Raw genomic sequence first — 21,787 nt, 5'->3', positions numbered from 1 at the left:
TATCTTTATCATAGTATATTTTCTCATTTGCTTTCATCCTTGTTAACCCAAAGAAACTGCCAGGGTAAATATGATTCCTTGTGTATAAAGGTCTTTAATCTTCAAGTGATCCTGAGACGTTTGTGCTAAGGAACGGCTTAACGCACCTTTGTCCAAATTAAAATATTGATAACCTGCAGATGCATGATATTGAACATGGCGCTGTTTATCATCCCATAACAGGTATTGAAAACCTATACCTAATTCATAGGAAAAAGTCTGTTGTGTATGATTGTTAAAACGAGCTGCTGGGGCGGCACTTAAAGAAAGATCTGTCGGAGTTTCATCATACGCATAAAAACGATTCCAGCTTGGGCCAATGCCGACCAAAGCATAAGGTTTCAAAGTATATTGTGAGTAAATTGCTTTTGCTTCAACCATCAGCGATGAGCTTTTTGCATGGAAATTATAATTCAAAGTATCAAAAAGCCCTTCGTTGATAAACGGGAATTCGGTTCCTTTTACTTGGCCTAACTGAAAAAAATATCCCGATACTCCCAGAGATAATTGATAAAATGAAAACCAAGGGTTTTCAAAAGTATGATTTGCACCTATGGCCCAGAAACCTTGCCAGTTTGTTTGGGTATTGGTTTGATAAGCGTTGGTTAGGAACTCGTTAATTTCCACCAACCGTTTATTTTTAAGGGTCGAAAAATTAGGACCTCCGGACACAAAAAAACTGACTTGATTGGTGCTTCCAGAGCAGGGGAACATTAAAAAAATACATGAAAAGACAATGAACTTACTCAGTTTAACATCCATATTTATATTAGTCCTTGTAAAATGTTCCAAAAAAACAATATATTATCTGAAAAATATGCAATTGCTCAATAAGTGAGGAAATTGCGGAGACTAATTTTTTCATAGTGCTTATTATCACATGAACTATCGATCATTTTTATGATGGCCTCATTGCAAAATATAAGGAATTGATTTAACGTAAAAGTTTTCCTCTAAATGGATAGAAATGGATGCGTAATCTCTTTCGTCAACAGCCACGCGCATTCCATATGATCTTTTTATTAGAACTTTGGGAGCGATTTGGTTTTTATACCGTTCAAGGGATTTTAGCACTCTTTTTCATTCGTTATTTAGGATATAACGATACCGAGTCTTATTATACTTTTGGTGCTTTCTCCGCCTTAGTGTATGGTATGGTGGTTATCGGCGGTTACCTGGGTGATAAGGTACTTGGTACGAAAAGAACCATAGTTCTTGGCCTAATTGTCCTGGCCTTGGGTTATTTCTCATTAGCCATGACAGATAAAGGGCATGTATTTTTAGCATTGGCTTTAATTTGTGTGGGCAATGGTTTATTTAAGGCAAATCCTTCTAATTTATTAGCCAAATGCTATGCGCCCAATGATCAGCGTTTGCATGAAGGATTTACGCTGTATTATATGGCTATTAATCTAGGTAGTATGATTGCTTTGTTTGCAGGCCCGGCAATTGCTACTCGTTATGGTTATTCATATGCCTATCTGATGAGCTCCATAGGTTTATTGATTGGTTTAGTGAATTATTGGTTACAGCGTCGATATGTAGCGCATGTGGATACTCGTGCAGATCAAAATAAACTTTCGGTAATCCACTGGATTGTGGTGGTTATTGGCATTTATTTGTGCACTGTAGGTGCTGCTTATTTATTACAGAATGTGATGCTTGCGAAAAACTTACTGTGGGTTATTGTTGGAGTTGTTCTTATTTATTACGCATATTTGGCACAAAAAGAAAGTAAACTCGTGATACTACGTATGTTGGTTGCCATTGTACTTATGATCGAAGGAGTTAGCTTTTTTACTTTATACCAACAAATGCCTACTTCATTAAATTTGTTTGCAGTAAATAATGTCATTCCCGTGTTATTGGGAATTCCCATTGATGCTCAAAGTTTTCAAGCGTTAAATCCCATCTGGATTGTGTTAATGAGCCCTGTTTTAGCTTATATTTATGCTCATTTGAATAGAAAAGGAGTTTCTTTTGCCATTCCCTATAAATTCGCATTAGGAATGACTATGTGTGCCTTGAGTTTTTTAATACTTTATTTTGCACGCTTTTTTTATATTGGTAATGGCATGGTTTCTTCTTGGTGGCTAATTGCCAGTTATTTATTCCAAAGTTTAGGTGAATTAATGGTTTCAGCTTTGGGTGTGGCCATGGTTGCTGAATTGGTGCCTGCGCAAATCGCTGGATTCGTTATGGGAATGTGGTTTTTAACCTCAGCAGTTGCTGGGTTTGTTGGAGCTATGGTCGCTTCATTTACGGCACTTCCTGAAAATATCAAACCTGGAATTGAATCATTGATGATTTATACTAAGGTGTTTGCTTATATTGGTTTAATTACTTTAAGTATAGCATTGATTATGTGGTTGTTTGCGCCTTGTTTAAGCCGCTATATTATACAAAAAAATATTCATACCCCTGACAATAAAGATGAAAATACTACGTTTTCTAATTATTCTATTTCTTAATGGGTTAGGACAACAAGTTGGGTTATAGGCATGCTATAACCCATGTATTTTATGAGACAGGCTTTATCTTATCGATGCCTCCCATGGAAGCCACCACGGCCCCAACCACCATGACCCCAGCCTCCGTGTCCCCAACCACCACGTCGCCAGTTGGCATATGCCCAACCACGATTTCCGTGCCAACCACGATTTCCATACCAGCCACGATTTCCATACCAACCACGATTTCCATACCAACCACCGCCCCAGCCGCTATAAGAACCCACATAATAATTGGTATAGCCTGGATAATAACTTGAATAGTAATAACTACCTGGATAACTCGTGACGTAACAGCCACTGAGAAAAAGTGTGGGTACAAATACTAATGTTGCGATAGCCATTTTTTTCATGTTCGTTTCCTTACGTAGTTTAAGCATCTTAATTATACGATATGAATCAATTTTAATCAAAAAAATAAAATGTAGCAATATCAATGCCTTTTGGTTGGTGCATCGATAAATGCTTTGTGCAGAGGCTAAATGGTGTTAATGGTTGTCAAATAATGCTTTTCTAATGTAAATTGGGTAAACTATGCGCATTTCATTAATTTTTGTTGTATGATGGGTACGGTAAATCAAATTGAGTTAAGTCTAATGAGGAATAAGCGTGGGTTTTGCGACTAGTTTGCGTTCACAAAAATTAATAAGTCAATTTAGAGCTGCTTGCGATCCGATTGAAAGCGAAGTTCTGCTTATAAGCTCACCACAGGATATCGAGCGGTTTTTCTATTGGCTGGATAATAATAAATCCATTTTGCTGTCAATTAAATCTAAAAAAGAACTGAAAAAAATTGAGTTTATTAAAACTTGTTTATGCACTGAACTTTTACATGATCTCCATTTATCTTTGCTTGGAGATAATACTGTCGCAATCAAAGAAGAGAACAGTTCATTAGATACTAAATTAAAGTTGGTATTACTTATTGCTGCAGGTGCTCTTGTTGCTGCTTGTGAAGGCTTTGATAGTATTGTTACCATGCTGAGTGTATTTTCATTGCCCGCCGCTATACTTTTTACTCTGGGCGTTCTTTTTGCTTTACTTTCAGTTCTTGCCTATTGTGGTTTGGATTTAATGCAGATATCTAATGCACTTGGTGTTCGTTTGGGTAATGCACATCAAGTATTAGATGTGTATATACAGCAATTAGAAGAAGTTAAGCAGCTAAGAAGAATAATAGATAATTATGATTTATCAAAATTATCACTTGAGGAACTAAATACGTTACAAGCAATTATGGCCATGTTGCAAAACTGTTATCATAAGTTAGTTGGTGCAAGTGAACAATTTCAAGAAGTACTTGAAAATGATCGTTTATACCTGACTAAATTAGTGGTTTCTGCGATTGCCTCATCGATTTTCTATGGGGGGGGGTTTTGTGCAGGACAAACGATGGCACTTTATGTTTGCGGATTATTTATGACTACAATCACGCCAGCATCTGCCCCGGTTCTACTTTTTAGTATGTTGGTAGGATTTGCTGCATTTAGTCTTTACTGGTGTACTGATATCCCTAGTATTAGTGAATTTATGGGGAATTGGTTTGGACTTAGTGAGAAAAAAATTAATACTATTTGTGATCGCACCTTATTAAATAGGGTGGGTGAGAAACTAACTGCTTTAAATAATAAAATCATCAGTGCTACAAAGAGGGAAGAGATAGAGCATTACAACTTGGATAAGAAAACTCTATCTGTTCCAGTAACCATAAAAATAAGTGACAATATTTATTCGTTTGTAGCCCAAGAAAGACCAAAATACAAAACTCCAGGAGAAGATGTCAATGTTAAGCCGGAATTGCCTAGTTGTTTTTGTGTTTTGTGAATATCGCCATGTAGATATCTAGCAACTTTATGCTGAACAAATTTTGAAAATTCGCCGTTAATTGGATAAGTAATATCCAGTAAGATAACTTAGTCAATTAAATATTTAAAGTGTCTTTGACAAAAGGAATGGTGATTTTGCGTTGAGCCACAAGTGAGGCATCATCTAGGCGATTAAGCAATTGATGCAGATCATGCATATTTCGTGAACAACGGCTTATTAGAAATTGCCCTACACTAGTGGGTAGATCGAATCCACGTTTTAAAGCATGTAATTTTAAAGTACTGATTTTTTCTTCATCAGTTAATTCCATTAATTGCATGACTAAACCCCAGCTAATACGTGAGTGCAGATCTGGAAGTTTTATAGGAAGGGTTGTCGATGACTGATTCCCAGAGATAATTAAAATATTTTTATCCATGTCTTTGACTTTATTGTAGAGATGAAATAAAGCCTCTTCCCATGTGGGATCTCCTGCAATGGCATCGATGTCATCAATACAAACCAGTGATTGTTCTTCTAATCCGTCAAGTGTTTGTGGACCCCATTCTTTCAGCAGGTGAAGAGGTAAATAGATTGCTGAATGAGTCGAACTTACGACTTGGCAAGAAGCTTGTAATAAATGAGATTTACCACAGCCTTTTGCGCCCCAAAGATAGAGTAGTCTATCTTCTTGAAATGTAAGTATACGGTGTAATTGTTGTTGTAGTAACTGGTTACTACCCCAATGAAAATCAGCTAAAGTAGCTTCATCATTCAATTTAATAGCTAATGCCAACTGCTTATTCATTGCAACAATTCTTTTTTAGACCAAGCTTTTCTGCTCCAGGTTAATATGTAGTCGACATAAGTAACTGCTGTAGTCAGTGTGGTTAAGCAGATTAAGATATTAACTATGATATTAGGAAATTGAAAATAGGCTAATTCAAATAAGCAAAAAGTTACTAAGATTAGCTGTAAAGCGGTATTAATTTTGCTTAATACCGTAGGTTTAAAATCTAATTTACGACGAATAAAATGATACCAAGCAAGAACTCCCATTGAAATGGTAAGATCGCGCAGAAAAACCAAAGCGACTAGCCACCAGGGCAAAACTTCAATTATGGCTAAAGAAATAAAACTCGAAGCGATTAATAACTTGTCTGCTAGTGGATCCACAAATGATCCAAAAAAGCTCTGCCAGTTAAATCGGCGCGCTAAAAACCCATCCAGTCCATCTGTAAGGCCAGCCAAAATAAATATATAAAATGAATATATGTACTCATGATGGTACAAAAATATCAAGAAAGGAACGATAAGTCCTAATCGAAACAAGGTTAACGTATTAGGTAAGTGTTTTAGTATCATAGGTTACGATCGTTTAAAATACCCTTAAAGTTTGGTTGGTTATCAAGGGAATATATATTACGCCAAATGGTACACCTGACAAACAGTTGCTGCAACTTGGCGATGATTAAAGACTAGTTTATACAATAGTCTTTGCTCTGTCACGTGATTGTAAAATAGACTTGTTCTTTTATTAGCAATATATGTTAGAATCTGCTGCAGTTTTTTCTTTGTAAGTGTTGGTACATCATGAAATATAGCTCTGACATAGATGGATTAAGAGCAGTCGCTATTATTCTTGTTATTATTTATCATGCGGGTTTTGCCGTATTTCCATCAGGTTTTGTCGGTGTTGATGTCTTTTTTGTTATTTCAGGTTTTCTTATTACCAGCATTATTTATGAATCACTTAATGACAATAATTTTTCATTTATTGATTTTTATAAGCGCAGGTTATGGCGTTTACATCCTGCGTTTATTTGTTGTTTGATAGTGAGTATTGTCTTCACTATTTTATTTTTTTTACCTGATGATTTAATCTTTTTTGGTCGCAGCATACGCAAAGCATCATTGTTCATGTCCAACATTTTCTTTAATAGAAATGCGACTGGTTATTTTGCTCCTAATACTCAGCAGATACCCTTGCTACATACTTGGTCGCTTTCCGTAGAATGGCAATGTTACTTGTTTTTTCCCTTTATCATGTATGGATTGTATCGAGGTTTTAAAAAACACCTGCGTATTGTTGTGTATGTACTCATGATTTTGTTTTTTATTTTGTCTTTATATTATTCCAACACGATTCCGACAAGAACGTATTATCGGTTTTCCAGTAGGATTTTTGAGTTTTTAATTGGCGCTAGTTTTGCCTTAACGCCAAAAATGAACTTGCGTCTTCCTCTTTATGTGGTAAACGGTTTAGGGCTTATGGCTCTAGTCGCTATTATTTATTGCGCTCATTTAAACGATATTGTATATGGGTATCCTAATTGGTATGCATTGTGGGTATGTGTCGCCACCGGCTTATTACTTGCGATTGGCCGCTCTTATCCATCTTTGTTTTGCATCAAGATAATTTCATTTAAGCCTTTGGTTTTTATAGGATTATTGTCTTATTCATTATATTTATGGCATTGGCCCATATTTGCATTTTTAAGATACGAAAACATTCATGAAACGCCATTAGGTATCAGTTTAGCCTTAGGGGGCACTTTCGGTGTCGCTTTTCTCTCTTGGTATTTTGTGGAGAGACCTGCTCGACGTTTAAACCGTATTAAATTTACATATACTGTGTTGAGCTTATTAATCATACCTATGCTTTTTGTTCACCTTATATCACATCTAATTAAGGCCAATCATGGAATCCCACAGCGTTTTGATCAGGAATATGCAGAAGTATATCGAGTCATGAAGGAATATGAGAGTGATCAACGCTCTCAATGCATCAGCGACATTGTAAAGTCAATAGATCCTAAATGTACCATTGGTTCAAGGCAAGTCAACCATAAAACGGGATTTTTGATTGGTGATTCATTTTCTAATCATTATTGGGGGCTTATGGATGTTATTGGTCGTGATGCCAATGTATCCATTTTGGCGCAGGCTGTTTCTTCATGTCTTACTCTACCTGACATTTATCTTTTTGATTGGGCAGACTCTAAAAATACGATTTATCAGGCTTGTCGTGAGCAAACTGAGATGTACTATCGCATGATTCAGATGAACCACTATGATTATGTTTTTCTTGGCCAAATTTGGAGTAACTATTTCAATTCTGAAAGCATCATTAATAAATTAGGCGATGAGCGCTCAACGACATTAAGTGAGACACGCTTTGCTGTGGCTTTGGAAAAAGCAATTCAGCAAATTATTGTCTCAGGAGCACATCCTGTGATTATCGATACTAATGCATTAATGCCACTTAATTTCCACGAGTGCTTTTTTAAGCATATTAAAAATCATAAGCCTTATAATCCACAAGAGTGTCGATTTAACTTAGTATTATCACCAGCGGAAAAAAGGCTTAATGCGCTATTTAAACGTATGCAGCATAAATACTCGCAATTAATTTTTATTGATCCCAGAAAGGTTCAATGTGTCCATGGGCGCTGTAATGTGGGTATTAATGGAGTGCCTGTTTATCGTGATGTAGGACATATTACGGATTATGCATCGTATCAATTTGGACGTTTGTATCTAAAGCAATTTCATAATCCATTGGTTCATGGGTAGGATAGGAATAGCCTCTTTGCGAAGAGAGAGGCATAAGTTATTTATCTTCATTTTTGCGATAAATAATTGCGGTATTACCAATTAATTGTACTAATTCAGCATTTAATTGCTGGCATAAATTATTAGCCATGATGAGACGATCTTCTTTTTCTGCGCCATTAATTTTCACTTTAATGAGCTCATGAGCAAGCAAAGCAAGATCAGTTTCTGCAATAACAGCCTCGGTTAACCCTTTGGCGCCGAGAAGAACAACTGGTTTTAAATGATGTGCTTGGGCTTTAAGAGATTGTCTAAACGAAGTATTCACCGTACGGTATTCCTTAAAACAAATAATAAATGGTAAATTATTGCACGTTTTTCTGGGAAAAGGTAGTGAAATTCAGTATCATGCTATAATATTGATATATTATTTGATGGCTTATGAGGCGTACCAAGAGCAGCAAACGATGGTTGCAAGAACATTTTGATGATGTTTATGTAAAAAAAGCACAGGCAGAAGGCTATCGCAGCCGCGCTGTATATAAATTAAAAGAAGTTGATGAAAAAGAATCATTATTGAAACCTGGAATGACGGTGGTTGATCTTGGCGCGGCTCCTGGGGGATGGACTCAATATGTGTCTGAGCGTTTACAAGGTCACGGACGCATTATTGCTTTAGATATTTTACCTATGGATGCATTACCTGATGTTCATGTCATTCTTGGAGATTTTCGTGAAGATGCTGTTTTACAACAATTGATGGATTTAATCCCAGAGCATGGTGTGGACTTGTTATTGTCAGATATGGCCCCAAATATGAGTGGTACGGCTGCAATAGATATTCCACGTGCAATGTATTTAGTGGAGCTCGCTTTTGATTTTGCGGAAAAAATGTTAAAGCCAGGTGGTTCCATATTGATTAAAATCTTTCATGGAGCTGGTTTTGATGATCTGGTAAAACAAGCCAAAGCCTCTTTTGACAGGGTGGTAATTCGTAAGCCCTTAGCTTCGCGAGCGCGTTCAAAAGAAACCTATTTGCTGGCAAAGGGATATAATTTATAGTAACTTTATAGATTAAGGAATTCGTTCTCCTAATCATAGGGTTTTACGTAACTAACGAGGTTAATACTTTGAACGACATGGTAAAAAATTTGTTTTTATGGCTGATCATTGCGATTGTCCTAGTTTCAGTGTTCAGTAACTTTGGGCCTCGTAACTCGGTTGCAGAGAAAATTTCCTATAGCCAATTTTTGAGTGAGGTAAAACAAGGCATTGTCAATACAGTGACCATTGAAGATGATAAGATTATCAAAGGTATGACGAAAAATAACAAACGTTTCGTCACCTACATGCCAATGCAAGATAACGCTCTGCTTGGTGAGCTTTTACTAAATAAAGTCGAAGTAAGTGGTCAGGAAAAACAACAAGAAAGCTTCTTATTGCACTTATTTATCAATTGGTTCCCTATGTTGTTACTGATTGGTGTTTGGGTATTTTTTATGCGTCAAATGCAAGGCGGTGGTGGTCGTGGTGCTATGTCCTTTGGTCGTTCACGTGCTCGATTGTTAGGCGAAGATCAGGTTAAAGTTACCTTCGCTGATGTTGCCGGTGTTGATGAAGCTAAAGATGAAGTAAAAGAATTAGTCGATTTCTTACGTGATCCCACCAAGTTTCAAAATCTTGGTGGACGTATTCCTCGCGGTGTGTTACTCGTTGGCTCTCCTGGAACGGGTAAAACTTTATTAGCTAGGGCTGTTGCTGGCGAAGCTAAAGTGCCATTTTTCACGATTTCAGGTTCTGATTTTGTAGAAATGTTTGTTGGGGTTGGTGCTTCGCGCGTACGTGACATGTTTGAACAAGCGAAAAAACATGCGCCCTGCATTATTTTTATTGATGAAATTGATGCTGTGGGCCGTCATCGTGGTGCTGGATTAGGCGGTGGGCATGATGAGCGCGAACAAACTTTAAACCAATTATTGGTTGAGATGGATGGTTTTGAAGGAAGTGAAGGAGTCATTGTGGTTGCAGCAACGAACCGTCCTGATGTTCTTGATCCCGCATTACTGCGTCCTGGTCGTTTTGACCGTCAAGTAGTTGTTCCTTTGCCTGACATCCGTGGTCGTGAGCAAATATTAAGAGTACATCTGCAAAAAGTTCCTGTAGATAATAATGTCCAAGTAATGGATATTGCTCGTGGTACCCCTGGATTTTCTGGGGCTGACTTATCTAATTTAGTTAATGAAGCCGCTTTGTTTGCTGCACGCTCTAATAAGCGTAAAGTCAGCATGGTTGAATTGGATAAAGCAAAAGATAAAATTATGATGGGTGCAGAGCGCCGCTCTATGGTTATGGATGATAATGAAAAGAAATTGACTGCCTATCACGAAGCAGGGCATGCGATTGTGGGATTGTCTGTGCCTGAACATGATCCCGTTTATAAAGTATCAATTATCCCACGCGGGCGTGCTTTAGGTGTGACTATGTTCTTGCCCGAGCAAGATCGTTACAGCCATACTAAGCGTCGCTTAGAAAGCCAATTATCCAGCTTATTTGGTGGTCGTATTGCTGAAGAATTAATTTTTGGCGTTGAAAGTGTGACTACTGGTGCATCAAATGACATTATGCGTTCTACAGAAATTGCTCGTAAAATGGTTACCACTTGGGGATTATCTGCTCTTGGTCCTTTAACTTTTGGCGAAGAAGAAGAAGAAGTATTTTTAGGTCGTTCGATGAATAAGCACAAAGAAATGTCCGACCGCACAGCGCAACAAATTGATGACGAAGTGCGTGCAATTATTGATAGAAACTATCAACGTGCTAAAGAAATTCTGTTGGCTAATATGGATAAATTACATAGCATGGCTCAAAGCTTAATTAAGTATGAAACTATTGATACCCAGCAGATACAAGAAATAATGTCTGGAAAAGAGCCTTCACCACCTAAGGATTGGGGAACTTCATCAAAGCCTTTGGATAAAGTTGAAGTTGTTAATGAGGCTCCTGCAAAATCTACAGATCCTGAAGCAAATGTAAAATCTGCTGAAGAGCACTAAAATTATTGATGTATGTGAGATAGTAGGTGAATTCAACGCAGTTTTTAAGCTGGCTTGCTTGTCAAGGCCAGCTATCCTTAGGTAGTCTTTCCAAAAAAACACTCATTATGGGAATTCTCAATGTAACGCCAGATTCTTTTTCTGATGGTGGTAACTTTTTTTCTGTTGAAAGTGCTTGCGAATACGCTTTGAAAATGGTTGCGCACGGGGCAGATATAATTGATATTGGTGGGGAGTCAACTAAGCCTGGTGCTGCATTAGTGCCTGTTGCAGTTGAGCTGGAACGAGTCATTCCGGTTATAAAAAAGATACGTGCACATTCAGACATTAGTATTTCAATTGATACCTATAAGCCTGAAGTAATGGAGGCCGCAGTCCATGCAGGTGCAAATATTATTAATGATATTTATGCATTACGTACAGAAGGTGCATTAACTATGGCCGCACAATTACGCGTTCCAGTATGCTTAATGCATATGCAAGGAGCACCACAAACTATGCAAGACAATCCTCAGTATCCAAATGGAGTTATGAATACAGTGAGGGATTTTTTTAAAACGCGAATCGATGCTTGTGTTCATGCTGGTATTGAACGTTCGCACCTAATTTTAGATCCAGGTTTTGGTTTTGGAAAACTGGTGGAAAATAATTTATATTTAGTAAAGAAGCTCAATAGTTTTTCAACACTTGGATTGCCGCTTCTATTAGGTGTTTCGCGTAAAAGCACCATTGGAACTGTTCTTTCAAAACCAGTGAATGAACGTTTAATGGGAAGTATCGCAATAGCTGTTTATGCAGCATTAAAAGGTGTTGGGATCATAAGAACGCATGATGTTGATGAAACAAATCAGGCGTTAATAATGGTTGATATGGTTTGTCAGGCCGAAGAGCCTAATAATAAAGGTGGTTAAGGATGAGTCAACGAAAGTATTTTGGAACCGATGGCATACGCGGGCATGTAGGTTTATCAAATATTAATCCTGAATTTGTATTAAAGCTCGGCTGGGCAGTAGGCCGTGTACTTGGCGGTAATGGTCATCGCAAGAAAGTAGTAATCGGTAAAGATACTCGAGTTTCGGGTTATATGCTTGAATCAGCACTAGAAGCAGGGTTATCAGCGGCAGGGGTTGATGTCGCATTGCTTGGTCCGATGCCTACACCTGCAATTGCGTACCTGACGCAAACACTTAGAGCAAATGCAGGAATAGTCATCAGTGCTTCACATAATTTATTCGAAGATAATGGGATCAAATTTTTTTCCTCTGAAGGTGGCAAAATTCCCGACAGTATTGAGCTAGAAATTGAAGCTGAGCTGGATAAGAAAATGCAAACTGTACCTTCAGAGAAATTAGGTAAAGCCACTCGGATCAATGATGCCAGTGGACGATATATTGAATTTTGTAAATCAACAATCCCTTCTTTGACCCGGTTGTTGGGATTAAAAATCGTTGTTGATTGTGCGAATGGTGCAACCTACCATATTGCTCCCAATGTATTTGCTGAACTTGGAGCACAGGTTGCTACAATTGGTAACAAACCTGATGGATTTAATATTAATCAAGAATGCGGCTCGACCTCTCCTGAACATCTGATAAAGAAAGTATTAAGCACTGGTGCAGATATTGGTATTGGGCTTGATGGTGATGGGGATCGCGTTATTCTTGTTGATGCACAGGGTAATTTAGTTGACGGCGATAAAATTCTCTATATTATTGCCAAAGATCGCCATGAGCGAGGAGTATTGCATGGTGGGGTCGTGGGAACGGTGATGAGCAATTATGGTCTAGAAATGGCAATTTCTGCACTCGGAATTCCGTTCATTCGTACCAATGTTGGTGATCGCTATGTTTTGGAAGCCTTACATGAGAACAATTGGAAAATAGGTGGTGAAACTTCAGGACATATTGTTTGCCTTGATAAAACAACTACCGGAGATGGTATTGTTGCTGCACTACAGGTGCTTTCCATCATGGTAAAACAAGGTAAATCTCTGGCGCAATTGACAGAAGGAATAAGTTTATTACCACAAAGCTTAGTCAATTTAAAAACTACTCAAGCTTCGATACTTGCCAAACATTCAGAGGTTATTGAAGTGGTAAAAAACCTGGAAAATAGCTTACAAGGCGAAGGACGAGTTTTACTTCGCCCTTCAGGAACTGAACCGTTATTAAGAGTGATGGTTGAAGGTATAGACAAAGTATTAGTGATGCAACAAGCGCAAAAGCTTTGTGATGATATTAGTCAAATTGAAAGAAATTTGTATGTATAGTCATCATTAAACAGAGAAGTTCTTTATGTTTCCTATGTTTTTTGTAAAAAAATGAGAATAATACTACACATACGCTATGAGTTTGGGTATAGTCCGCAATTGTAAGCGAAAGGGGATGAGATGAGGCGTAAAATAGTAGCTGGCAACTGGAAAATGAATGGTCAGTTACAGCAGGTAATTCATTTAAGTAAAGAGATAAATGAGTTACTTAATTTTGCTACTGATGCTCAAGTCATTGTCATGCCCCCCGCAATTTATATTCCAAAAGTAAATGATTTACTCAAGGGAAGTAAAATAAAACTAGGTGCTCAAAATGTATACCCCAAGGATAGTGGTGCATACACTGGAGAAATATCAGCACCCATGTTGAATGATTTTAATTGTACCCATGTTTTGATTGGCCATTCGGAACGAAGGCATGGTTTCAATGAAGATGAAAATTTTGTGACACAAAAATTCCACCATGTCAAAGAACATGGTATGATACCTGTTCTTTGCGTGGGTGAAACGCTAGAAGAGCGTGAAAAAGGCCAAACAGAGGAAGTAATTGCAAATCAATTACTGGCAGTAAGTAGAAATGATGAAAACGCATATAAAAATTGCGTGATTGCTTACGAACCTGTTTGGGCAATAGGCACCGGTAAAACGGCATCGCCAGAGCAAGCACAAGAAGTGCATCAATACATTAGAAAACTGGTTGCAGAAATTAACCAGAGAGATGCTGAAAGTTTATCACTCCTTTATGGAGGTAGTGTGAACGAAAATAATGCGAAAGTTCTGTTTGCTATGCCAGATGTTGATGGTGGCTTAGTTGGTGGCGCGTCGCTGAATGCAAAACAATTTGTGGATATAGTGAAATGTATCAATTGATATTAATGATTCATGTAATCGTTGCTGTGATTTTAATTGGCTTGGTGCTTATTCAACACGGTAAAGGCGCTGATGTCGGCGCAGCTTTTGGTTCAGGTGCTTCAAACACCTTATTTGGTAGCCAGGGTACAGGTGGCTTTTTATTTAAACTAACAGGCTGTTTGGCGCTTACATTTTTTGCAACAAGCCTCTTGCTGTCATACATGGTATCAGTACAATACCAAAAGGCCGGACAACAAGTAGTACCTCAGCAAACTAGTGTTCCTGTAGATACGATTCCTGTGCCAGCTAATAAGAGTGCAAATGATAAAAAATAGGCAGTTCCTCATTGAGGACTAACTTAAAGTAAATACTGATAAATATAAGAATAATGCCGAAGTGGTGGAATTGGTAGACACGCCGTCTTGAGGGGGCGGTGGCGTAAGCCGTGCCGGTTCGAGTCCGGCCTTCGGCACCATTTAATCGTGCAAGGTGAAATAATGTTATCTCAATATCTACCCATTCTTGTGTTTATAATTATTGGCTTAGTTCTGGGGCTTGTGATGTTAGGCGCTGGTTCCTTGCTGTCTAAGCATAGCCCTGATGCTGCTAAAAATGCACCTTATGAATGTGGTTTTGATGCATTTGAAAGTTCACATCTTCCATTTGATGTTCGCTTCTATCTGGTAGCGATCTTATTTATTATTTTTGACTTAGAAACAGCATTTTTTTTCCCATGGGCACTAGTTTTACGCAAAATAGGCTGGTTTGGTTTTGGTGGAATGATGCTATTTCTGGGTTTACTCGTTGTAGGATTTATTTACGAATGGAAGCGCGGCGCATTAGAATGGGAATGATTTTCTAGGCTGCGTGATTTATGAATCGCAACTCTTTAGCTTTGATTTTAGAATTGTTAGAAGTGTAGTTAAACTTAAACAGGTTTAAAATCAAGGTTGAGGAGTTGCGAGTATTTTTATTAATATTAACTGCTTAGAGGCTAGCTATGGCGGTTGCTGAATTGCAAAAAAATGGTTTTGTAACGACGTCAGTCGAAAAACTTGTCGGATGGGCCCGTAGTGGCTCCATGTGGCCAATGACTTTTGGTTTGGCATGTTGTGCAGTGGAAATGATGCATGTTGGGGCTGCACGTTATGACTTGGATCGATTTGGTATTATTTTTCGCCCTAGTCCTCGTCAATCAGACGTGATGATTGTTGCGGGTACTTTATGCAATAAAATGGCTCCAGCTTTACGCAAGGTTTATGATCAAATGCCTGAACCACGTTGGGTTGTTTCTATGGGGTCTTGCGCAAATGGCGGTGGATATTATCATTATTCCTACTCTGTAGTACGTGGCTGTGACCGTATTGTTCCTGTCGATGTCTATGTGCCAGGTTGTCCACCGACTGCAGAAGCTTTGCTTTATGGCATTATTCAATTACAGAATAAAATCAGACGTAAAAAAGTATTAGAAGCGTAAGATCATCAAAGGTGCTAATTAGATGACAAGAATTGATAATTTAGTTGAAAAACTAAAGACTGAATTAGCAAGTAAAGTAACCAACGTTACTGTTGCTTATAATGAAATCACAATTGAGTGTAGCATAGCCAATTTAGAAACATTAATGTTGGAATTGCGAGATATTGATGCATTTTCTTTTGACCAACTTATTGACCTGTGTGCAGTAGATTATCTGCTTTATGGCGAGTACGATTGGGAGACTGATTCTGCAACTGAAAGCGGTTTTTCTCGTGGTGTTGAGCGCCAGGAAGCTAAGGCATACATCATGGATAAGCCACGTTTTGCAGTGGTTTATCACCTACTCTCAACCAAAAAAAATCAGCGTATTCGTGCTAAAGTTTTTGTTGATGAAAAGCACGCAATAGTTCCATCAGTACATCATATTTGGAAGGGTGCTAATTGGTTTGAACGCGAAGCCTATGATTTATATGGTATTTTATTTGAAGATCATCCTGACTTACGACGTATATTGACCGACTACGGCTTCATTGGATATCCATTCCGTAAAGATTTTCCACTCAGCGGCCAGGTAGAAATGCGCTATGATGCAAAATTACAAAAAGTTATTTACGCACCTGTTGATATAGTGCCTAGAGTACTAGTGCCAAAGGTTATACGTAATGATAACCGTTATATGGTTGATGAGAAGGGCGAATAATGATTGAATTAAAGAATTACACTTTAAATTTTGGCCCACAGCACCCCGCAGCACACGGGGTTTTGCGTTTGGTACTCGAACTTGAAGGTGAAACCATTGTTCGCGCCGATCCACACATTGGTTTATTGCATAGAGCAACAGAAAAATTAGCCGAAACTAAGCCATACATTCAAAGCATAGGATACATGGATCGCCTAGATTATGTATCCATGATGTGTAATGAGCATGCTTATGTAAACGCTATTGAAAAATTTCTAGGCATCGAGATTCCATTAAGAGCAAAATACATTCGTACCCTATTTGATGAAGTCACCCGTCTTCTTAACCACCTGTTATGGCTTGGGGCGGTGGCTCTTGATATTGGTGCAATGACCGTGTTTTTATACTGTTTCAGAGAGCGTGAAGATTTATTTGATTGCTATGAAGCAGTTTCAGGAGCACGTATGCATGCTACATACTACCGCCCAGGTGGAGTAGCACGTGATTTACCTGATACCATGCCTAAGTATAAAGCTTCCAGATGGCATAGCGATCGTGAAGTAGAGAAAATGAACGAAGATCGCAGTGGTAGTCTGCTTGACTTCTTATGGGCATTTACCGAGCGTTTCCCAAAGCATGTAGATGAGTATGAAACCTTATTAACAGATAACCGCATCTGGAAACAACGAACTGTTGATATTGGTGTTGTCTCTCCTGAAGAAGCTTTGCAATGGGGCTTTACTGGACCTATGCTACGCGGCTCTGGTATTGCTTGGGATTTACGTAAAAAACAAAGTTATGCTGCCTATGATAGAGTGGATTTTGATGTTCCAGTAGGTAAAACCGGAGACTGCTATGATCGTTATCTGGTACGAGTTGAAGAATTAAGGCAATCAAATCGTATTATCAGACAATGTATTGAATGGCTAAGAAAAAATCCAGGCCCGGTACGTGTTGATGATTATAAAATTACGCCTCCGCGTCGTGTGGTCATGAAACATGATATGGAAGCATTAATTCACCATTTTAAATTATTCACTGAAGGTTTTTGTTTGCCACGTGGGGACGTTTATAGTGCTGTTGAAGCACCAAAAGGTGAGTTTGGAATTTATATGGTATCTGATGGTGCCAATAAGCCTTATCGATTAAAAATTCGTGCTCCAGGATTTGCTCATTTATCCAGCTTTGATCACATGTCGCGCGGGCATATGCTTGCAGACGGTGTGGCTATTCTAGCCAGCCAGGATATTGTATTTGGTGAAATAGATCGTTAATTTAACAAAGAAATTTTCCCTTTTGCCAGTCAAGAGGCCTCTATCTGTAAGTGCATTGGTAGGGAATTTCAAATGAAATAAAGGTTTAAATATGTCTGATACTTCAGCAAAAATGTTACCTCAACTGATGCCGGCGCACAGAATACGAGACATCGATCACTGGATAGCAAAATATCCTGCAGATCAGAAACAATCAGCCGTAATGAGTGCTTTAAGAATTGTACAAGAAGAACATGGCCACTTAACCGAAGAGTTAATGGATGCAGTGGCTGAGTATCTTGATAGTCCACCTATTGCGGTGTATGAGGTCGCTAGTTTTTATTCAATGTATGAACGCAATCCCGTGGGAAGGCATTCAATCAATGTATGCACCAATATTTCATGTATGCTACGTGACTCAGCTGGTGTTGTAAGTCATTTGGAAAAAAAATTAGGCATCAAATTAGGCGAAACCACAGATGATGGACGTTTTACCCTACGTTCTGTTGAATGTTTAGGGGCATGTGTTAATGCGCCAATGATGCAAGTGGATAAAGATTATCATGAAAATCTGACTCCTGAATCTATAGATAAAGTGTTGGAAGAATACAAATAAGATAGAGGTGGTTGCCGTGGTCGAATTAAATCAAGTTTGTTACCGAACATTTCATTTACCAGAGCCTTGGACTCTATCTGCATATGAAAGCATTGGTGGATACAGTGTCTGGAGAAAAATATTAAAAGAGCAAACTTCTCCGCAATTAATCATTGATGAGCTAAAAACTTCTGCACTGAGGGGACGAGGGGGTGCTGGTTTCCCAACAGGTTTGAAGTGGAGCTTTATGAATCGTAATACTCCCGTACAGAAATACGTGGTTTGTAATTCAGATGAAGGTGAACCAGGTACTTGTAAGGACCGAGAAATATTAGCCCTAAATCCTCATCAACTTATTGAAGGAATGGCTATTGCTGGCTACGTTATGGGTGCTACTGTTGGCTATAACTACATCCGTGGTGAATTTTGGTTACCTTATGAGCGTACTGAAGCTGCACTTAAAGAAGCATATGCAGCAGGCTTGCTTGGTAAGAATATTTTAGATTCTGGCATTAATTTTGATTTATATAACCACTTGGGTGCTGGCGCCTATATTTGTGGTGAAGAAACGGCATTACTCAATTCAATTGAAGGTAAAAAAGGACAGCCACGCTTTAAGCCTCCATTCCCTGCAAATTATGGTTTATATGGTAAACCAACAACAATTAACAATACAGAAACTTTTGCTTCTGTGCCTGTAATTATGGAAAAAGGCGGCGAGTGGTTCTTGAAATTAGGCAAGCCAAATAATGGTGGCACTAAATGCTTTAGCGTTAGTGGTCACGTTAATAAACCAGGTAACTTTGAAATTCCGCTAGGTACACCATTTAGAACCTTGCTTGAATTGGCTGGCGGTGTTCGTGAAGGCAGAAAAATTAAAGCCGTTATTCCTGGTGGTACATCCATGCGTGTTCTTCCTGGTGATGTCATGATGGAACTCGATATGGATTATGACAGTATCCAAAAAGCGGGCTCAGGTTTAGGATCTGGTGCCGTAATTATTATGGATGAAACAACCTGTATGGTTAATACTTTATATCGCATTTCTGAATTTTATATGGATGAGTCTTGTGGTCAGTGCACTCCGTGTCGTGAAGGGACTGGCTGGCTGGTTCGCATACTGCATCGTATTCTTCATGGGCATGGTGAACCAAGCGATATAGAACAATTAGTCAATGTTGCGGATAACATTGAAGGGCGCACCATTTGTGCATTAGGTGAAGCAGCTGCATGGCCTGTGCAAAGTTTCGTGAAGCAGTTTTATCATGAATTTGAGTACTTTGTTAAGCATAAACGCTCGATCGTCGCAGCATAATGAGAAGGTTTTGACCATGACAACTACTATTGAAATCGACGGTAAAACATTTGAAGCAGAAAATGGCAAAATGATTATTGAAGTTGCCGATGAAGCGGGTATTCATATTCCGCGTTTTTGCTATCATAAAAAACTATCTGTAGCCGCTAACTGCCGTATGTGTTTGGTTGAAGTGGAAAATGGTAGAAAGCCAGTCCCAGCATGTGCTACCCCAATTACTAATGGCATGAAAGTATTTACTAAATCGGAGCAAGCAATCCATTCACAAAAGGTTGTGATGGAGTTTTTACTGATTAATCATCCCTTGGATTGCCCAATATGTGACCAGGGTGGTGAGTGTGAATTACAAGATGTTTCTATGGGATTTGGCCAAGATCAATCTGAATATGTAGAAACAAAACGCTCGGTAAGTGACGACGATCTGGGTGTTCTGATTTCTACTGAGATGACTCGCTGCATTCATTGTACTCGTTGTGTACGTTTTGGCGAGGAAATCGCTGGCTTACGAGAGCTGGGTGCGACAGGTCGTGGGGAAAATATGCAAATTGGTACTTATGTACAACACAGCATGAAATCAGAAATATCCGGAAATATCATCGACTTATGTCCAGTAGGTGCATTAACTTCTAAGCCATATCGTTTTACCGCAAGAGCATGGGAAATGAGTCAATTTGACAGTCTTGCGCCGCATGATTGTTTAGGTTCAAATGTTTATTTGCACACACGCAGAAATGAATTGATGCGTGTTGTTCCCAAAGAAAATGAATTAATTAATGAAACCTGGATTTCTGATAGAGATCGTTTCAGTTACTTAGGTCTAAAAAGTGAAACGCGCGCGAGCAAACCACAGATTAAACGCAATGGCCAGTGGGAAATTGTTGACTGGGAAACTGCATTAAAGTTCACGGCAGATGGTTTAAGCCGAATTATTAAGCAACACGGTGGTGAACAAGTAGCCACATTTGCTTCCAGTTCTTCAACAATTGAAGAAATGTATCTATTACAAAAATTAATGCGAGAAATTGGGGTACATAATCTGGATCACCGCTTACAGCAAACTGATTTTAAAGATCAAAATAATCAAGCTACTACACCTAAAAATTCATTAGTCTATGCAGAAATTGAAAATCAACAGTCGATTGTACTTGTTGGTTGCAATATTGATAGGGAAGTACCTCTTGCAGGCGTTCGTGTGCGTAAAGCCTTCCGTAATGGCGCTAAAATTTACGCATTAAATCCTGTTGATTATGAGTATCATTTTGATGTGGAAGAACGCATTATTGTTTCTCCATTAGAAATACCAATACAATTAGCTAAATTAGCATTAGCGCTTACTGAAAACACTAAATCTCTACCTGAAGAAGTACAAAAGTTATTGATTGGCTTAGATGCGGATAATGTAACAAAAGGATTTGCTAAGGCACTCAAAGAAGAAAAAGCATGTTTAATTACTGGTGCAATTTGTGAAAATCATCCCGAAGCCTCTTTGATTCGCACGCTAATTCACTTAATTACAAAATTAAGTGGTGCCAAAGCGATTAGATTAACTCATGGTGCAAATACTGCAGGTGCGTGGATGGCAGGAATGGTGCCGCATCGCACTACTGCAGGTAAAGTTGATCAAAAGTCAGGATTAGATGTACAAGCAGCATTGAACGCCAAATTAAAAGCGTATTTCTTAATGGCTGTTGAGCCTGGTTTCGATTTTGCAAATCCATATGGCGCAAGGCAATCAATGCTTGCAGCCGAGTTTGTTGTGTTATTGTCAGCATATCATAATGAATCAATGCAGGATTATGCTGATGTAATTTTACCAATCGCGCCTTATGCAGAAACATCTGGAACTTATATTAATATTGATAATACTTGGCAAACAGTCAAAGGTGCCATGCCTCCTCATGATGAAGCACGCCCAGCCTGGAAAGTGCTGCGCGTATTAGGTAATTTATTCCAGTGTAAAGATTTTGAATATACGTCGACAGAAGAGATTTTATCCGAAATTAAAGACATCGCTACCATTACTGTAGAGCAAGAGTACATACCTTATTATCCTGCATGTTTACCTGTCATTAATCAAACTTTAATGCGTGTTGGTGAGTGGCCATTGTATCGTATCGATGCAATTGTCAGGAATGCCAAGGATTTACAACTTTGTGCTGCAGCAGATACGGCATGTATACGTATTCATCCCGCAACAGCAGAAAGATTGCAATTAGACGAAATTGCTACTGTATCTCAGGGTGATATTGAGATAACATTGCCGCTTAAACGTGATGAGCGCATTGCGGCCGATGTTGTATGGGTGGCAAACGCGATGGCTGAGACAGTTGATTTGGGTCATTCATTTGCTGCAATAACTATTAAGCGCTAGGCAGGTAAGAAAA

Annotated in this window: 21 protein-coding genes and 1 tRNA gene; 17 read left to right on the top strand and 5 right to left on the bottom strand. The window is 38.6% G+C overall.

Translation table 11 applies throughout. From position 1 onward, the window contains the following. Nucleotides 1–42: 42 nt before the first annotated feature. Nucleotides 43–801, bottom strand: a complete 759-nt coding sequence (locus QM652_RS04765; protein ID WP_415073374.1) for a hypothetical protein — start codon at nucleotides 799–801, stop codon at nucleotides 43–45. A 209-nt stretch (nucleotides 802–1,010) separates the two neighbouring features. On the opposite strand from QM652_RS04765, the gene QM652_RS04760 reads away from it, so the two are divergent. Beyond that, nucleotides 1,011–2,510 (top strand): oligopeptide:H+ symporter, encoded by a 1,500-nt coding sequence (locus QM652_RS04760; RefSeq protein ID WP_415073372.1) that lies wholly within the window; start codon nucleotides 1,011–1,013, stop codon nucleotides 2,508–2,510. Between the two features lie 68 nt (nucleotides 2,511–2,578). Here QM652_RS04760 and QM652_RS04755 read toward each other — a convergent pair whose 3' ends face one another. Then, nucleotides 2,579–2,902, bottom strand: coding sequence for a hypothetical protein (locus QM652_RS04755; RefSeq protein WP_415073371.1), 324 nt, complete (start codon nucleotides 2,900–2,902; stop codon nucleotides 2,579–2,581). 256 nt (nucleotides 2,903–3,158) lie between these two features. On the opposite strand from QM652_RS04755, the gene QM652_RS04750 reads away from it, so the two are divergent. Further along, entirely contained in the window at nucleotides 3,159–4,373 is a 1,215-nt protein-coding gene (locus QM652_RS04750; protein ID WP_415073370.1) for a hypothetical protein, read from the top strand. Nucleotides 4,374–4,470: 97 nt separating this feature from the next. Here QM652_RS04750 and hda read toward each other — a convergent pair whose 3' ends face one another. Continuing rightward, on the bottom strand, nucleotides 4,471–5,163 hold the full coding sequence (gene hda / locus QM652_RS04745; RefSeq protein WP_415073369.1) for a DnaA regulatory inactivator Hda: 693 nt from the start codon (nucleotides 5,161–5,163) through the stop codon (nucleotides 4,471–4,473). After that, nucleotides 5,160–5,720 carry a CDP-alcohol phosphatidyltransferase family protein gene (locus QM652_RS04740; protein WP_415073368.1) on the bottom strand — a complete coding sequence of 187 codons (561 nt, stop codon included), beginning with the start codon at nucleotides 5,718–5,720 and terminating at the stop codon, nucleotides 5,160–5,162. Before QM652_RS04740 ends, hda begins: the two co-directional genes overlap by 4 nt. A gap of 228 nt (nucleotides 5,721–5,948) precedes the next feature. Here QM652_RS04740 and QM652_RS04735 point away from each other — a divergent pair, with 228 nt between their 5' ends. Continuing rightward, nucleotides 5,949–7,931, top strand: coding sequence for an acyltransferase family protein (locus QM652_RS04735; protein WP_415073367.1), 1,983 nt, complete (start codon nucleotides 5,949–5,951; stop codon nucleotides 7,929–7,931). A 37-nt stretch (nucleotides 7,932–7,968) separates the two neighbouring features. Here QM652_RS04735 and yhbY read toward each other — a convergent pair whose 3' ends face one another. Further along, nucleotides 7,969–8,238: a ribosome assembly RNA-binding protein YhbY gene (gene yhbY / locus QM652_RS04730; protein WP_415073366.1), complete on the bottom strand. Its 270-nt coding sequence runs from the start codon at nucleotides 8,236–8,238 to the stop codon at nucleotides 7,969–7,971. 113 nt (nucleotides 8,239–8,351) lie between these two features. Here yhbY and rlmE point away from each other — a divergent pair, with 113 nt between their 5' ends. From rlmE to nuoG, 14 genes are all read left to right on the top strand, one after another. Then, nucleotides 8,352–8,972, top strand: a complete 621-nt coding sequence (rlmE, locus tag QM652_RS04725; RefSeq protein WP_415073365.1) for a 23S rRNA (uridine(2552)-2'-O)-methyltransferase RlmE — start codon at nucleotides 8,352–8,354, stop codon at nucleotides 8,970–8,972. 77 nt (nucleotides 8,973–9,049) lie between these two features. Beyond that, nucleotides 9,050–10,963, top strand: a complete 1,914-nt coding sequence (ftsH, locus tag QM652_RS04720) for an ATP-dependent zinc metalloprotease FtsH (protein WP_415073400.1) — start codon at nucleotides 9,050–9,052, stop codon at nucleotides 10,961–10,963. Nucleotides 10,964–10,989: 26 nt separating this feature from the next. Continuing rightward, the gene (gene folP / locus QM652_RS04715) at nucleotides 10,990–11,874 is read left to right on the top strand and encodes a dihydropteroate synthase (protein WP_415073364.1); all 885 of its coding nucleotides are present in this window, start codon (nucleotides 10,990–10,992) and stop codon (nucleotides 11,872–11,874) included. Nucleotides 11,875–11,876: 2 nt separating this feature from the next. Beyond that, nucleotides 11,877–13,232: a phosphoglucosamine mutase gene (gene glmM / locus QM652_RS04710; RefSeq protein WP_415073363.1), complete on the top strand. Its 1,356-nt coding sequence runs from the start codon at nucleotides 11,877–11,879 to the stop codon at nucleotides 13,230–13,232. Nucleotides 13,233–13,352: 120 nt separating this feature from the next. Beyond that, nucleotides 13,353–14,102, top strand: a complete 750-nt coding sequence (gene tpiA, locus QM652_RS04705) for a triose-phosphate isomerase (protein WP_415073362.1) — start codon at nucleotides 13,353–13,355, stop codon at nucleotides 14,100–14,102. Further along, nucleotides 14,090–14,419: a preprotein translocase subunit SecG gene (secG, locus tag QM652_RS04700; protein WP_415073361.1), complete on the top strand. Its 330-nt coding sequence runs from the start codon at nucleotides 14,090–14,092 to the stop codon at nucleotides 14,417–14,419. Before tpiA ends, secG begins: the two co-directional genes overlap by 13 nt. A 55-nt stretch (nucleotides 14,420–14,474) precedes the next feature. Then, nucleotides 14,475–14,559, top strand: a tRNA-Leu gene (locus QM652_RS04695). A gap of 22 nt (nucleotides 14,560–14,581) precedes the next feature. Next, nucleotides 14,582–14,938: an NADH-quinone oxidoreductase subunit A gene (locus QM652_RS04690; RefSeq protein WP_415073360.1), complete on the top strand. Its 357-nt coding sequence runs from the start codon at nucleotides 14,582–14,584 to the stop codon at nucleotides 14,936–14,938. 146 nt (nucleotides 14,939–15,084) lie between these two features. Beyond that, entirely contained in the window at nucleotides 15,085–15,561 is a 477-nt protein-coding gene (locus QM652_RS04685; RefSeq protein WP_415073359.1) for a NuoB/complex I 20 kDa subunit family protein, read from the top strand. A gap of 22 nt (nucleotides 15,562–15,583) precedes the next feature. Continuing rightward, entirely contained in the window at nucleotides 15,584–16,261 is a 678-nt protein-coding gene (locus QM652_RS04680) for an NADH-quinone oxidoreductase subunit C (RefSeq protein WP_415073357.1), read from the top strand. Beyond that, complete coding sequence (locus tag QM652_RS04675; RefSeq protein ID WP_415073355.1) at nucleotides 16,261–17,514, top strand: NADH-quinone oxidoreductase subunit D; 1,254 nt, start codon at nucleotides 16,261–16,263, stop codon at nucleotides 17,512–17,514. Before QM652_RS04680 ends, QM652_RS04675 begins: the two co-directional genes overlap by 1 nt. A 91-nt stretch (nucleotides 17,515–17,605) precedes the next feature. Continuing rightward, nucleotides 17,606–18,109: an NADH-quinone oxidoreductase subunit NuoE gene (gene nuoE, locus QM652_RS04670; RefSeq protein WP_415073353.1), complete on the top strand. Its 504-nt coding sequence runs from the start codon at nucleotides 17,606–17,608 to the stop codon at nucleotides 18,107–18,109. A gap of 16 nt (nucleotides 18,110–18,125) precedes the next feature. Then, the gene (gene nuoF / locus QM652_RS04665; RefSeq protein WP_415073351.1) at nucleotides 18,126–19,403 is read left to right on the top strand and encodes an NADH-quinone oxidoreductase subunit NuoF; all 1,278 of its coding nucleotides are present in this window, start codon (nucleotides 18,126–18,128) and stop codon (nucleotides 19,401–19,403) included. A gap of 16 nt (nucleotides 19,404–19,419) precedes the next feature. After that, on the top strand, nucleotides 19,420–21,774 hold the full coding sequence (gene nuoG / locus QM652_RS04660; protein WP_415073349.1) for an NADH-quinone oxidoreductase subunit NuoG: 2,355 nt from the start codon (nucleotides 19,420–19,422) through the stop codon (nucleotides 21,772–21,774). Nucleotides 21,775–21,787 lie beyond the last annotated feature (13 nt).

This window comes from Legionella sp., assembly GCF_047605385.1.
GTDB lineage: Bacteria > Pseudomonadota > Gammaproteobacteria > Legionellales > Legionellaceae > Legionella.
This window is presented reverse-complemented; position numbering and strand designations above follow the sequence as displayed.